This is a genomic window from Pseudomonas sp. PDM01 (genome assembly GCF_014852325.1).
In the GTDB taxonomy this organism is placed as follows: domain Bacteria; phylum Pseudomonadota; class Gammaproteobacteria; order Pseudomonadales; family Pseudomonadaceae; genus Aquipseudomonas; species Aquipseudomonas migulae.
In genome coordinates this window covers 371,409-386,318 of the sequence record NZ_JACVBK010000005.1, presented here as the reverse complement: position 1 = coordinate 386,318, position 14,910 = coordinate 371,409, and the positions used below count along the sequence as shown (strand labels likewise).

Sequence of the window (14,910 nt, the reverse complement as noted above, 5' to 3'; positions counted from 1 at the left end):
CCATGCAGCACCGGATAAGTTGCGGAGAAAGTAGATGAGCGCGCTCTATATGATTGTCGGCACCCTGGTAGCCCTGGGCGTGCTGGTCACTTTCCACGAATTCGGCCATTTCTGGGTCGCACGTCGCTGTGGAGTCAAAGTGCTGCGTTTCTCCGTGGGCTTCGGTATGCCGTTGCTGCGCTGGCACGACAAGAAAGGCACTGAATTCGTGATTGCCGCCATCCCGCTGGGTGGCTACGTGAAAATGCTCGACGAGCGTGAAGGTGAAGTGCCGGCCGATCAGCTCGATCAATCCTTCAATCGCAAATCCGTCCGTCAGCGCATTGCTATCGTGTCGGCGGGGCCGATTGCCAACTTCTTGCTGGCGATGATTTTTTTCTGGGTGCTCGCCATGCTTGGCAGCGAGCAGGTGCGGCCAGTCATCGGTGCCGTTGAGTCCGGCAGCATCGCCGCCAGGGCGGGTTTGAGTGCAGGTCAGGAAATTGTTGCCATTGATGGTGAGCCGACTTCGGGCTGGGGCGCCGTAAATCTGCAACTGGTTCGCCGTCTTGGCGAAAGCGGTTCCCTTCAGTTGCTGGTTCGTGAGCAGGGTTCCACAGCGGATTCGCCGCGTGAGCTGGTGCTGGATAAATGGCTCAAGGGCGCTGACGAGCCGGATCCGATTCGCTCGCTGGGTATTCGCCCATGGCGTCCGGCGTTGCCGCCGGTGCTGGCGGAACTCGATCCGAAAGGCCCGGCGCAGGCTGCCGGCCTGAAGACCGGTGACCGATTGTTGGCCCTGGATGGCAAGGCGCTCGATGACTGGCAACAAGTGGTCGATATCGTCCGTATTCATCCTGATACCAAAATCATGCTGCGCGTCGAGCGCGATGGTGCTCAAATCGACGTCCCTGTGACGCTCGCTGCTCGCGGCGAGAAAAAGTCGCCCAGTGGTTATCTCGGTGCCGGGGTGAAAGCGATCGATTGGCCACCGGAGATGATTCGCGAGGTCAGTTACGGTCCTTTGGCAGCGATTGGCGAGGGGGCTCGACGCACCTGGACCATGAGCATACTGACCCTCGATTCGCTCAAGAAAATGTTGTTCGGTGAGCTCTCGGTAAAAAACTTGAGTGGACCGATAACCATTGCTAAAGTGGCGGGCGCTTCTGCCCAGTCGGGCGTCGCTGATTTCCTGAATTTCCTTGCTTATCTGAGTATTAGCCTGGGTGTTCTGAATTTGTTGCCCATTCCGGTACTGGATGGGGGGCATTTGTTGTTTTATCTGATTGAGTGGGCGCGTGGTCGCCCCTTGTCGGATCGGGTGCAGGGTTGGGGGATACAGATCGGCATCAGTTTGGTGGTCGGGGTGATGTTGCTCGCTCTGGTCAATGATTTGGGTCGTCTGTAGCACTTCGCTGAATTGCGAATCTGCCGCATTTTGCGGCAGTTTGTTTATTGCCAGTTGGAATAAGAAAGGACTTCATGAAACGTCTGCTGCTAACTGCGGTTCTCACCGTATTGATGATCGCCGAAGTTCACGCCGAGTCCTTCACTATCTCTGATATTCGCGTCAATGGCCTCCAGCGGGTCTCCGCGGGTAGCGTCTTTGGTGCCTTGCCGTTGAACGTCGGTGAACAGGCGGATGATCGTCGCCTGGTGGAATCCACTCGTGCGCTGTTCAAAACCGGGTTCTTTCAAGATATCCAGCTGGGCCGTGATGGCAACGTCCTGGTCATTACTGTAGTCGAGCGTCCGTCCGTCGCCAGTATCGAGATCGAGGGTAACAAGGCGATCTCCACTGAAGACCTGATGAAGGGCCTCAAACAGTCCGGTCTGGCCGAAGGCGAGATCTTCCAGCGCGCCACCCTCGAAGGTGTTCGTAACGAGCTGCAGCGCCAGTACGTCGCTCAGGGCCGCTACTCGGCTACCGTTGACACCGAAGTGGTGCCGCAGCCGCGTAACCGCGTCGGCCTCAAGGTCAATATCAACGAAGGCACCGTTGCAGCTATCCAGCACATCAACGTGGTGGGTAACACGGTCTTCCCTGATGAAGACCTGATCGACCTGTTCGAACTCAAGACCACCAACTGGTTGTCGTTCTTCAAGAACGACGACAAGTACGCTCGTGAAAAACTGTCCGGTGACCTGGAGCGTCTGCGTTCCTACTACCTGGACCGTGGCTATATCAACATGGATATCGCTTCGACCCAGGTGTCCATCACCCCGGACAAGAAGCACGTCTACATCACCGTCAACGTCAACGAAGGCGAGAAGTACACCGTTCGTGACGTCAAGCTGAGCGGCGACCTGAAAGTTCCTGAAGACCAGGTCAAGTCCCTGTTGCTGGTGCAGAAAGGCCAGGTGTTCTCGCGCAAGCTGATGACCACCACCTCCGAACTGATCACCCGTCGCCTGGGTAACGAGGGTTACACCTTCGCCAACGTCAACGGCGTACCTCAGCCGCACGATGAAGACCACACCGTCGATATCACTTTCGCGGTCGATCCGGGCAAGCGTGCTTACGTTAACCGCATCAACTTCCGTGGCAACACCAAGTCCGAAGACGAAGTGCTGCGCCGTGAAATGCGTCAGATGGAAGGCGGCTGGGCTTCGACTTACCTGATCGACCAATCCAAGACCCGTCTTGAGCGTCTGGGCTTCTTCAAGGAAGTCAACGTCGAAACCCCGGCTGTACCGGGTGTCGATGACCAGGTTGACGTGAACTACAGCGTTGAAGAGCAAGCGTCCGGTTCGATTACCGCCAGCGTCGGCTTTGCACAGAGTGCCGGTCTGATCCTCGGTGGTTCGATCACCCAGAACAACTTCCTCGGTACCGGTAACAAGGTCAGCGTTGGCTTGACCCGCAGTGAATACCAGAGCCGCTATAACTTCGGTTATGTCGACCCGTACTGGACTGCTGACGGTGTGAGCCTGGGTTACAACGCGTTCTATCGCACCACTGACTACAAAGACCTCGACGTCGACGTTGCCAGCTATGCGGTAGACAGCTACGGTGCCGGCGCGAGCGTCGGTTATCCGATCAGCGAGACTTCGCGTCTGACCTTCGGCCTGACTGCGCAACAGGACAAGATCAAGACTGGCCTGTACACCGTTGACGAAATCTTCGACTTCGTTAACAAGGAAGGCGACAGCTACCTGAACTTCAAGGCTTCGGCCGGTTGGTCCGAGTCGACCCTGAACAAAGGCGTGCTGGCGACCCGTGGTCATTCGCAAAGCCTTGTGCTGGAAACCACGACCCCTGGCAGCGACCTGTCGTTCTTCAAACTCGACTACCGTGGCCAGTTGTTCCAGCCGTTGACCGAAAACTACACCATGCGCCTGCATACCGAGCTGGGTTATGGCGATGGCTACGGTTCGACCGATGGCTTGCCGTTCTATGAAAACTACTATGCTGGTGGTTTCAACTCGGTTCGTGGCTTCAAGGACAGCACCCTGGGTCCTCGCAGTACTCCAAGTACCGGCAAGAACCCTGGCACTGCGCTCGATCCGGACCAGGATCCGCTGCCGTTCGGTGGTAACGTCCTGATCCAGGGTGGTGTGGAGGTTCTTTTCCCTCTGCCGTTCGTCAAGGATCAGCGTTCCCTGCGCACCTCGGTATTCTGGGACGTGGGTAACGTGTTCGACTCGCAGTGCAAGTCGACCACCAATGCCGATGGTTCGAAGTCCAATACACAGTGCAACGACATCAGCCTGAGCAACATGGCCAGCTCTGTCGGTGTAGGCGTGACATGGGTTACCGCACTGGGTCCTCTGAGTTTCGCGTTGGCCATGCCGATCAAGAAACCGGATGAGGCTGAAACTCAAGTGTTCCAATTCTCCCTCGGCCAGACGTTCTAAGCGTCTGACCCAAGATAACGACAATGGATTTTGTAGGAGTGCATCGTGCGTAAGTTGACTCAATTGGTTCTCCTGGCGACCGTACTGGTAGCAGGCCCGGCTTTTGCCGACATGAAAATTGCCGTTCTGAACTATCAAATGGCTTTGCTGGAATCCGATGCGGCCAAGAAGTACGCCGTGGATGCCGAGAAGAAGTTCGGCCCGCAACTGACCAAGCTCAAGACGCTGGAAAGCAGTGCCAAGGGTATTCAGGACCGTCTGATGGCTGGCGGCGACAAGATGCAGCAAGGCGAGCGTGAGCGTCTGGAACTTGAATTCAAGCAAAAGGCCCGTGACTTCCAGTTCCAGTCCAAGGAATTGAACGAAGCCAAAGCCGTTGCCGACCGTGAAATGCTGAAGCAGCTCAAGCCGAAACTGGACAGCGCTGTGGAAGAAGTCATCAAGAAAGGTGCTTTTGACCTGGTCTTCGAGCGTGGCGCAGTGATTGATGTCAAACCTCAGTACGACATCACTCGCCAGGTTATCGAGCGCATGAATCAGCTGAAGTAATCCATGACAGCGACCATAAAACTCGGCCAGTTGGCCGAGTTCCTCGGCGCCACCCTACGTGGCGACCCAGAGAAGGAAATTACTGGGCTAGCCACTTTGCAAGAGGCTGGCCCAGCTCAGTTGAGCTTTCTGGCAAATCCTCAATACCGCAAATACCTGGCTGACAGCCGGGCTGCAGCACTGTTGCTGAAAGCCGCTGACGCTGAAGGTTTTGCCGGGAATGCATTGGTCGTACCTGATCCGTACGCCGCCTACGCTCGTGTTTCCCACCTGTTCGATCCCAAGCCCAAGGCGGCTGCCGGCATTCATCCGACCGCAGTGATTGCGGCGGACGCGGTGGTTGATCCAGCGGCGAGCATCGGTGCCTTTGTGGTCATCGAGAGCGGGGCGCGAGTTGATGCAGGCACGACCATCGGCGCGCATTGCTTCATCGGCGCTCGTAGCGTTATCGGCGAAGGTGGCTGGCTCGCACCGCGCGTCACGCTGTATCACGACGTGCGCATCGGCAAGCGGGTGGTGATTCAGTCCGGTGCAGTGTTGGGTGGCGAAGGCTTCGGCTTTGCCAACGAGAAAGGCATCTGGCAGAAAATCGCCCAGATCGGTGGCGTTCTGGTCGGTGACGATGTGGAGATCGGCGTGAATACTGCCATCGACCGCGGTGCACTGGCCGATACCATTCTTGGTAATGGCGTCAAGCTCGACAATCAGATTCAGATCGCCCACAACGTTCAGGTTGGTGATCACACTGCCATGGCGGCGTGCGTGGGGATTTCCGGCAGCACCAAAATCGGCAAGCATTGCATGCTCGCCGGTGGCGTAGGGCTGGTGGGACATATCGAAATTTGCGACAAGGTTTTCATTACCGGGATGACCATGGTGACCCACTCGATTACCGAGCCGGGCTCCTATTCTTCCGGTACGGCCATGCAACCGGCTGCCGAATGGCGCAAAAGCGCGGCACGTATCCGTCAGCTCGATGACATCGCGCGGCGGTTGCGACAGCTGGAAAAGCGAGTAGGGGAAGTGACCCCTGACGGTATTGCTTCATCAGATGGCTGATACCATTTCCATATCAAGTGTGCACAGCCGCTAGACTGCCTCCTTGATTTGCTAGAGGAGCGCGCGTCAGTCGCGCGTTCCCAATCTTTACATAGGCTTCCCCCCGAAATGATGGACATCAACGAGATTCGCGAATACCTGCCTCACCGTTACCCGTTCCTGCTGGTGGACCGGGTCGTGGATCTGGATGTGGAAGGCAAGCGCATTCGCGCCTACAAGAATGTCAGCATCAACGAACCGTTCTTCAATGGTCACTTCCCTGCGCATCCAATCATGCCGGGCGTACTGATCATCGAAGCGATGGCTCAGGCTGCCGGGATCCTTGGTTTCAAGATGCTGGACGTGAAGCCGGCTGATGGCACCCTGTACTACTTCGTAGGCTCCGACAAACTGCGTTTCCGTCAGCCGGTCAAGCCTGGCGACCAGTTGATCCTTGAAGCCACGTTCATCAGCTGCAAGCGCAAGATCTGGAAGTTCGAATGCCAGGCATCGGTAGATGGCAAGCCGGTCTGCTCGGCCGAGATCATTTGTGCGGAACAAAAAGTATGAGTTTGATTGACCCTCGCGCAATCATCGATCCGACGGCCATCCTGGCCGACGACGTCGAGGTCGGCCCTTGGTCGATCGTCGGCGCTGGTGTGGAAATCGGCGAGGGGACAGTGATCGGGCCGCATGTGATTCTCAAAGGCCCGACCCGAATCGGTAAGCACAACCGCATCTACCAGTTTTCTTCGGTAGGCGAAGACACGCCCGATCTGAAATACAAGGGTGAAGAAACCCGTCTGGTCATCGGTGACCACAACGTCATCCGTGAAGGCGTGACCATTCACCGCGGGACTATTCAGGACCGTTCCGAAACGACCCTGGGCGATCACAACCTGATCATGGCCTACGCTCACATCGGCCACGACAGCGTCATCGGCAACCATTGCATCCTGGTCAACAACACCGCGTTGGCGGGCCATGTGCATGTTGAAGACTGGGCGATCCTGTCCGGTTTTACCCTGGTTCACCAGTATTGCCACATCGGCGCCCACAGCTTTTCCGGTATGGGCACCGCCATCGGCAAGGACGTTCCAGCGTACGTCACGGTGTTCGGCAACCCGGCCGAAGCTCGCAGCATGAACTTCGAAGGCATGCGCCGTCGTGGTTTCAGCGAAGACGCGATCCACGCCCTGCGCCGTGCCTACAAGGTGGTTTATCGCCAGGGGCTCACGGTTGAGCAGGCACTCGCGGAGCTGGCCGAGCCTTCGGAGCAGTTTCCGGAAGTTGCGGTGTTCCGTGACTCCATCCAGTCTTCGACCCGCGGCATCACACGTTAATCATGGCTAATCTGCGTATTGCGCTGGTGGCGGGTGAGGCTTCCGGTGACATTCTGGGCGCCGGTCTCATGCGTGCGCTCAAGGCTCAGCATCCGGCGGTCGAGTTCATCGGTGTCGGTGGCCCGCTGATGCAGGCTGAAGGCCTGACCTCGTATTTTCCGATGGAACGTCTCTCGGTCATGGGGCTGGTGGAAGTGCTCGGTCGGCTGCGCGAGTTGTTGAAACGCCGCAAGAAGCTGATCGCAGACCTGATCGCCGAGAAACCGGACGTGTTCATCGGTATCGATGCGCCGGATTTCAACCTCAATATCGAACTGAAGCTGCGTCAGGCCGGGATCAAGACCGTGCATTACGTCAGCCCGTCAGTGTGGGCGTGGCGGCAGAAGCGAGTGCTGAAGATTCGCGAAGGTTGCGACCTGATGCTGACGCTGTTCCCGTTCGAAGCGAAATTCTATGAAGAGAAGGGCGTGCCGGTGCGGTTTGTCGGTCACACCTTGGCCGATGCGATACCCCTTGAGGCTGATCGTCGCGCCGCACGCGCCGAGCTCGGTTTGCCTGATGGCCCATTGGTCGCGCTGATGCCGGGTAGTCGCGGTGGCGAAGTCGGGCGTCTGGGCGCTTTGTTCCTCGATGCCGCCGAGCGTTTGCGCGCCATGCGCCCTGGCGTGCGGTTCATTATTCCTTGCGCCAGCCCTCAGCGCCGCATGCAGCTTGAAGAACTGCTGGCCGGTCGCGATCTGCCGCTGACCCTGCTCGACGGCAAGTCCCATCTGGCGCTGGCCGCCTGCGACGCAGTGTTGATTGCCTCTGGAACGGCGACCCTCGAAGCCTTGCTGTACAAGCGTCCGATGGTGGTGGCTTATCGCCTGGCACCGCTGACGTTCTGGATCCTCAAGCGCATGGTGAAAAGCCCTTACGTCTCGTTGCCGAACCTGCTCGCCCAGCGCCTCTTGGTGCCTGAATTGTTACAGGACGATGCAACGGTTGAAGCCTTGGCCCAGACGCTGTCGCCCCTGATCGAAGGTGGCGAAGAGCAGACCCGCGGCTTCGACGAAATTCACCGGACCTTGCGCCTGGATGCCTCCAATCAGGCGGCGGACGCGGTACTGAATCTGATCGGCAAAACACAATGACAAAAGCACAACAGATGGGCCTTGATTTCACCCTGGTCGCCGAAGTCGAAGAGCTGGTTGCCGGTGTGGATGAAGTCGGTCGCGGCCCGCTCTGCGGCGCTGTGGTGACGGCTGCGGTGATCCTCGATCCGAATCGTCCGATCCTTGGCCTCAACGATTCGAAGAAGCTCACCGAAGCCCGCCGCGAAAAACTCTTCGACGAAATCTGCGAAAAAGCCCTGAGCTGGTGCATCGCTCGCGCGGAAGTCGAAGAAATCGACGAGCTGAACATCCTGCATGCCACCATGCTGGCCATGCAGCGTGCGATCGAAGGCCTGCACATTCAGCCAAAACTGGCGATGATCGACGGTAATCGTTGCCCGAAACTGGCCATGCGCGCTGAAGCCGTGGTCAAGGGCGACAGCAAGGTCCCGGCCATCGCCGCGGCCTCGATTCTGGCCAAGGTCAGCCGCGACCGTGAAATGGCGGCATTCGAACTGATTTACCCGGGTTACGGCATCGGCGGTCACAAAGGCTACCCGACGCCCGTTCATCTGGAAGCGCTGGCACGCTTGGGGCCGACGCCGATTCACCGCCGCTCGTTCGCACCGGTGCGGTTGGCGTATGAGGCGCGCGAAAGCCTCATCGAGAGTTAGTCGCGAGGCTGATGTTTTCGCCAAGGCCCGGTACAATCCGGGCCTTGTTGTCTTCACGTTTCTAGACAGGATCACTATGCCGGCTTCATTCGTTCACCTACGCCTGCACACTGAATACTCCCTGGTCGACGGTCTGGTGCGGATCAAACCGCTGGTCAAGACCCTGGTCGGCATGAACATGCCTGCCGTAGCGGTCACTGACCAGAACAACATGTGTTCCCTGGTCAAATTCTATAAAGCCTCGATGGGCGCAGGTATCAAGCCGATCTGCGGCGCCGACTTGTGGCTGTCGAACAAGGACCCGGACAACGCCCTGAGCCGGATCAGCCTGTTGGCGATGAACGCTGTCGGCTATCGCAACCTGACTGAGCTGATCTCCCGCGGTTTCATCGACGGCCAGCGTAATGGCTCGATCATCATCGAGCGTGAGTGGGTGGCCGAGGCCAGCGAAGGCTTGATCATGCTGTCGGCGGCGAAGGAAGGCGAAATCGGCCTGGCCATGCTCAGCGGCAATCCGGCGGAAGCGGAAAAACTGGCACGCGAATGGATGGCGGTGTTCCCGGATCGTTTCTACCTGGAAATCCAGCGCACCAACCGCCCTAACGATGAAGAACAACTGCACGGCGCCGTGGCCCTGGCCGAGAAAATCGGCGCGCCGCTGGTAGCGACCAACGACGTGCGCTTCATCAAGCAGGAAGATTTCGCGGCTCACGAAACCCGCGTCTGCATCGGTGAGGGCCGCGCCCTCGACGATCCGCGGCGTTCGAAGAACTACAGCGATCAGCAATACCTCAAAAGCGCCGAGGAAATGGCCGAGCTGTTCAGCGACATTCCCGAGGCGCTGGAAAACACCGTCGAGATCGCGAAGCGCTGCAACATCGAAGTGAAGCTGGGCACGCACTTCCTGCCCAACTTCCCGATTCCCGATGGCATGACCATTGACGAATATTTCCGCAAGGTGTCCTTCGATGGCCTGGAAGAACGGCTGACCGTTCTGCTGCCCAAGGACACCACCGAAGACTATGAAGCCAAGCGCCAGGTCTACGTCGACCGGTTGAATTTCGAGCTGGATATCATCATCCAGATGGGCTTCCCCGGTTACTTCCTGATCGTTATGGACTTTATCCAGTGGGCCAAGAGCAACGGCGTGCCGGTAGGCCCTGGCCGTGGATCGGGTGCCGGATCGCTGGTGGCCTATGTACAGAAGATCACCGACCTCGATCCGCTGGAATACGACCTGCTGTTCGAACGCTTCCTTAACCCGGAACGGGTTTCCATGCCCGACTTCGACGTCGACTTCTGCATGGACGGTCGTGACCGCGTGATCGACTACGTGGCCGAGAAATACGGCCGCAACGCGGTAAGCCAGATCATCACTTTCGGTTCCATGGCCGCCAAGGCTGTGGTCCGTGACGTGGCGCGGGTGCAGGGCAAGTCCTACGGCCTGGCGGATCGTCTGTCGAAGATGATTCCGTTCGAAGTCGGCATGACCCTGGAAAAAGCCTACGAGCAGGAAGAAATCCTGCGTGACTTCATCAAGGTCGATGAAGAAGCCGCGGAAATCTGGGAGATGGCGCGCAAGCTCGAAGGCGTCGTGCGTAACGTCGGTAAACACGCCGGTGGTGTGGTTATCGCGCCGACCAAGCTGACCGACTTCTCGCCGATCTATTGCGACGAGGCCGGTGACGGCCTGGTAACCCAGTTCGACAAGGACGACGTTGAAGCCGCCGGCCTGGTGAAGTTCGACTTCCTCGGTCTGCGGACCCTGACGGTCATCGACTGGGCGCTGAAAACCATCAACCGCGACCGCGCCAAGGTCAACGAACCACCGCTGGACATCGCGTTCATTCCGCTGGACGACAAGCCAACCTATACGCTGCTGCAAAAAGCGGAAACCACTGCGGTGTTCCAGCTCGAGTCGCGCGGCATGAAAGAGCTGATCAAAAAGCTCAAGCCCGACTGCCTGGAAGACTTGATCGCACTGGTGGCCCTGTTCCGTCCGGGCCCTTTGCAATCCGGCATGGTTGACGACTTTATCAACCGTAAGCACGGCCGCGCCGAACTCGCTTACCCGCACTCGGATTACCAGTACGAAGGCCTGAAACCGGTACTGGCACCGACTTACGGCATCATCCTGTATCAGGAACAGGTGATGCAGATCGCCCAGGTCATGGCCGGTTACACCCTCGGCGGTGCGGACATGCTGCGGCGGGCCATGGGTAAGAAAAAGCCCGAAGAAATGGCCAAGCAGCGCGGCGGTTTCATTGAAGGTTGCAAGACCAACAATATCGAAGCCGACCTGGCCGGTAACATTTTCGACCTGGTAGAGAAATTCGCCGGTTACGGCTTCAACAAATCCCACTCCGCCGCCTACGGGCTGGTGTCGTACCAGACCGCGTGGCTGAAAACGCACTACCCGGCGCCGTTCATGGCCGCGGTACTGTCGGCGGATATGCACAACACCGACAAGGTCGTGACCTTGATCGAAGAAATTCGCACCATGAAGCTGCGTCTCGACGCGCCGGATGTGAATACTTCGGAGTTCAAGTTCACGGTGAACGACGAAGGCCGCATCATTTACGGCCTTGGCGCGATCAAGGGTGTGGGCGAAGGCCCGGTAGAGGCGATTACCGAGGCGCGTCAGGACGGTCCGTTCAAGGATCTGTTCGATTTCTGCGCCCGTGTCGACCTCAAGCGCATCAACAAGCGCACCCTCGACGGTTTGATCCGCAGCGGTGCGCTGGATCGTCTGGGCCCGTATTTCCATGACGAACCGAAAGCGTATCAAGCGAGCATCGACCAGAACCGCGCGGTGCTGCTGAATGCGATGGAAGGGGCGATCAAGGCCGCTGAACAAACCGCTCGCACCCACGACAGTGGTCACGCCGATCTGTTTGGCGGGCTGTTCGTCGAGGCAGACGCCGACGTCTACGCCAATCACCGCAAGGCGAAAGAGCTGACCCTGAAGGAACGCCTGAAAGGGGAGAAAGACACCCTGGGCCTGTACCTGACCGGTCACCCGATCGACGAATACGAAGGCGAAATCCGCCGCTTTGCCCGTCAGCGCATCATCGACCTGAAGCCGGCTCGCGATACACAGACCGTCGCGGGCATGATCATCGCCCTGCGTGTGATGAAGAACAAAAAGGGCGACAAGATGGGGTTCATCACCCTTGACGATCGTTCTGGGCGGATCGAAGCTTCGTTGTTTGCCGATGCGTTCCATTCGGCGCAGTCGCTGTTGCAGACTGACGCGATGGTTGTTGTCGAAGGCGAAGTCAGCAACGACGATTTCTCCGGCGGTTTGCGCCTGCGGGTCAAGCGGGTGATGAGCATGGAAGATGCGCGCACCAACCTGGCCGAAAGTCTGCGCTTGAAGCTGCAGACCAAGGATTTGAAAGGCGATCAGCTACGCTGGCTGGGTGAGCTGTTCAAGCGTCACCGAGGTGCGTGCCCGATCACCATGGAGTACACGAGCCCCGATGCGAAGGCCTTGCTGCAGTTCGGCGAGACCTGGCGAATCGACCCGGCGGATGCGTTGATTCAAGCCTTGCGTGACCAGTTCGGGCGAGACAACGTCTTCCTCCAATACCGTTGACGGTCAGGTAGCAACTGAACGCCCTGATCTCGACCTGAATTTTTAATCTCGACCTGAACGCGCCTCTCCCTTAAGGTAGGGCGCGAATAGACAACCGGCCGGCCCAAGCTCTCTTGGACGTCGACCCAAGACGGACGCCTATGAACCCGAATTTTCTAGATTTCGAACAGCCGATCGCCGACCTGCAAGCCAAGATCGAAGAGTTGCGCTTGGTCGGTAACGACAATTCGCTGAATATCGGCGATGAGATCTCCCGCCTGCAGGACAAAAGCAGCACGCTGACCGAAGACATCTTCGGCAAGCTGACCAGCTGGCAGATCGCGCGTCTGGCGCGTCACCCGAAACGTCCATATACCCTGGACTACATCGAACACATCTTCACCGAGTTCGACGAGCTGCACGGCGACCGTCACTTCTCCGACGACGCTGCCATCGTTGGCGGCGTGGCCCGTCTGGACGACCAGCCGGTGATGATCATCGGTCACCAGAAAGGTCGCGAAGTGCGCGAGAAGGTTCGCCGCAACTTCGGCATGCCGCGTCCGGAAGGCTACCGCAAGGCGTGCCGCCTGATGGAAATGGCCGAGCGCTTCAAAATGCCGATCCTGACCTTCATCGACACGCCGGGTGCTTACCCGGGCATCGACGCTGAAGAGCGCAACCAGAGCGAAGCGATTGCCTGGAACCTGCGTGTCATGGCTCGCCTGAAAACCCCGATCATCGCCACCGTAATCGGTGAAGGTGGTTCCGGTGGTGCACTGGCAATCGGCGTGTGCGATCAGTTGAACATGCTGCAGTACTCGACCTACGCGGTGATCTCGCCGGAAGGTTGTGCGTCGATTCTGTGGAAAACCGCCGAAAAAGCGCCGGATGCTGCAGAAGCCATGGGCATCACCGCTGAGCGCCTGAAAGGCCTGGGCATCGTTGACAAAGTGATCGGCGAACCTCTGGGCGGCGCTCATCGCGACCCGGTGGCGGCTGCTGCATCGATCCGTGCCGAGCTGACCTCGCAACTGGCGATGCTGAAGAAGTTCGACAACGAAGCGCTGCTCAAGCGCCGTTACGAGCGACTGATGAGCTACGGTCTCTAAGCCGGGCGCGCAATACCCCTGTGGGAGCGAGCCTGCTCGCGATTGCGGTTTAACATTCAACTAATCGGTTGGCTGTTTGACCGCAATCGCGAGCAGGCTCGCTCCCACATTTGATTTGTGCAAAGGGAAAGATATGGATCGGCCCACGATTGATTTGCCTTCCCGGCTATTGATGAATCTGAACCCGTGGCGCAATGCTGCGAAATGGCTCATCGCCTTCTCCGGTGGACTCGACTCCACGGTCCTTTTGCACCTTCTCGCCCATCTCGCCAAAACCGAACACCTCCCTGAGCTGAAAGCTATCCACATTCATCACGGCCTCCAGTCTGCGGCCGATGCGTGGCCGGAGCATTGCCAGTCAGTCTGTGATGCGCTGGGAATACCGCTACAGGTCGTTCACGTCCAGGTTCAGCCCGGCGCCAGCCTTGAGCGTGCAGCCCGTGACGCGCGCTATGGCGCGTTCATCGAGGCTACTCAAGCCAATGAAGTGCTGCTGACCGCCCAGCATCGTGATGATCAGGCGGAAACCCTGTTGTTCCGATTGCTGCGTGGGGCAGGGGTGAGAGGGTTGTCGGGGATGCCGCGCCAGCGTGTGTTGGGCAAAGGGCATCTGCTGCGACCCTTGCTCGATGTCTCGCGAGCAGAGTTGGAGGGGTACGCGAACCAGTACTCATTGAGCTGGATCGAGGATCCTTCCAATCAGGATCGACGTTTCTCGCGTAATTACTTGCGCAATCAGGTGTTCCCGGTGCTGACCGAGCGCTGGCCTCAAGCGATGGCGACTATGGCTCGCAGCGCCGCGCATCTGAGCGAAGCGCAGGAGCTGCTCGATGAGTTGGCGCAAATCGATCTGGCCCAGGCCGGCTCCATCAGTGAATTCGATTGGTTGGGTGTGCCGTCACTTGAGCTTTCTACGCTTGCCAGCCTGTCCGCCGCTCGCCAGCGAAATGCAGTGAGTCACTGGCTCTCGGCACTGACCCGTTTACCGGACAGCGACCATTGGTCGGGTTGGGAAGATTTTCGTGATGCGGCCGCGGATGCCTCTCCGGTCTGGCGCTTGGCCGATGGGGAATTGCATCGGGCGAACGGGCGGATCTGGTGGCTGTCGGGCTGCTGGCTGCGAACGCCGCCGCCCGCGCCTGATTGGCCTTATCCCTCGCGATCACTGGCGTTGCCAGATAACGGCGTGCTCTCGCTCACCGGTCAAACCCCCGATGGCCCGCTGCATATCCGCTATCGTGAAGGGGGTGAGGTCATGAGTCTGCCCGAGCGCGGCCATCGTGATCTGAAGCGTTTGCTCAACGAACGTGGGGTCCCGGGCTTCGTCCGTGGCAGATTGCCGCTGCTCTATCAGGGCGAGCAATTGTTGGCGGTGGCGAGGCTGCAAGGTTTGAATGGCAGTGAGCAGGACGGCTGGAATTTGCATTGGCAGCCACCGAACGAAGATCAAGGTTTGAGCTGAAAGGGGCTTTCCGGTAGACTACGCTCCCTTCTTGATACAACTTCTGTGGATTCGCCTGAATTGCAGGAGTTGCCGATTACCAAGCAGTCTTTGCTGGGCGATTCCAAAAAATGTGTAGCGAGCAACGTACCGGTGTTTCATCTTCCGGTCTGTCCCAACGCGGCGGTTTTTTTGAAAGGTGCACTGTGATTAATGCAGGTGATCGGGGGCTTCGGCCTTCCTTCGCT

Annotated in this window: 11 protein-coding genes; all 11 read left to right on the top strand. The window is 58.4% G+C overall.

Annotated features, from left to right (window positions below):
* Positions 1-34: 34 nt before the first annotated feature.
* The 11 genes from rseP to tilS all read left to right on the top strand — a co-directional run bounded on the left by rseP (position 35) and on the right by tilS (position 14,683).
* Positions 35-1,387, top strand: a complete 1,353-nt coding sequence (rseP, locus tag IB246_RS15515) for a sigma E protease regulator RseP (protein WP_008039401.1) — start codon at positions 35-37, stop codon at positions 1,385-1,387.
* A 74-nt stretch (positions 1,388-1,461) separates the two neighbouring features.
* Positions 1,462-3,837: an outer membrane protein assembly factor BamA gene (gene bamA / locus IB246_RS15510; protein ID WP_008039402.1), complete on the top strand. Its 2,376-nt coding sequence runs from the start codon at positions 1,462-1,464 to the stop codon at positions 3,835-3,837.
* Positions 3,838-3,882: 45 nt separating this feature from the next.
* On the top strand, positions 3,883-4,386 hold the full coding sequence (locus IB246_RS15505; RefSeq protein ID WP_008028980.1) for an OmpH family outer membrane protein: 504 nt from the start codon (positions 3,883-3,885) through the stop codon (positions 4,384-4,386).
* 3 nt (positions 4,387-4,389) lie between these two features.
* Entirely contained in the window at positions 4,390-5,445 is a 1,056-nt protein-coding gene (gene lpxD / locus IB246_RS15500) for a UDP-3-O-(3-hydroxymyristoyl)glucosamine N-acyltransferase (RefSeq protein ID WP_008039404.1), read from the top strand.
* A 108-nt stretch (positions 5,446-5,553) separates the two neighbouring features.
* Positions 5,554-5,994 carry a 3-hydroxyacyl-ACP dehydratase FabZ gene (fabZ, locus tag IB246_RS15495; protein WP_008028982.1) on the top strand — a complete coding sequence of 147 codons (441 nt, stop codon included), beginning with the start codon at positions 5,554-5,556 and terminating at the stop codon, positions 5,992-5,994.
* On the top strand, positions 5,991-6,767 hold the full coding sequence (lpxA, locus tag IB246_RS15490) for an acyl-ACP--UDP-N-acetylglucosamine O-acyltransferase (RefSeq protein ID WP_008039405.1): 777 nt from the start codon (positions 5,991-5,993) through the stop codon (positions 6,765-6,767). The genes fabZ and lpxA overlap by 4 nt, the downstream gene beginning before the upstream one ends.
* Before the next feature lie 2 nt (positions 6,768-6,769).
* Positions 6,770-7,900: a lipid-A-disaccharide synthase gene (gene lpxB, locus IB246_RS15485; RefSeq protein WP_008039406.1), complete on the top strand. Its 1,131-nt coding sequence runs from the start codon at positions 6,770-6,772 to the stop codon at positions 7,898-7,900.
* The gene (rnhB, locus tag IB246_RS15480) at positions 7,897-8,535 is read left to right on the top strand and encodes a ribonuclease HII (RefSeq protein ID WP_008028985.1); all 639 of its coding nucleotides are present in this window, start codon (positions 7,897-7,899) and stop codon (positions 8,533-8,535) included. Before lpxB ends, rnhB begins: the two co-directional genes overlap by 4 nt.
* A gap of 76 nt (positions 8,536-8,611) precedes the next feature.
* Positions 8,612-12,133: a DNA polymerase III subunit alpha gene (dnaE, locus tag IB246_RS15475; RefSeq protein ID WP_008028986.1), complete on the top strand. Its 3,522-nt coding sequence runs from the start codon at positions 8,612-8,614 to the stop codon at positions 12,131-12,133.
* 140 nt (positions 12,134-12,273) lie between these two features.
* Positions 12,274-13,221 (top strand): acetyl-CoA carboxylase carboxyltransferase subunit alpha, encoded by a 948-nt coding sequence (locus IB246_RS15470; RefSeq protein ID WP_008028987.1) that lies wholly within the window; start codon positions 12,274-12,276, stop codon positions 13,219-13,221.
* Positions 13,222-13,354: 133 nt separating this feature from the next.
* Positions 13,355-14,683, top strand: coding sequence for a tRNA lysidine(34) synthetase TilS (tilS, locus tag IB246_RS15465; RefSeq protein ID WP_008039407.1), 1,329 nt, complete (start codon positions 13,355-13,357; stop codon positions 14,681-14,683).
* Positions 14,684-14,910: the final 227 nt, after the last annotated feature.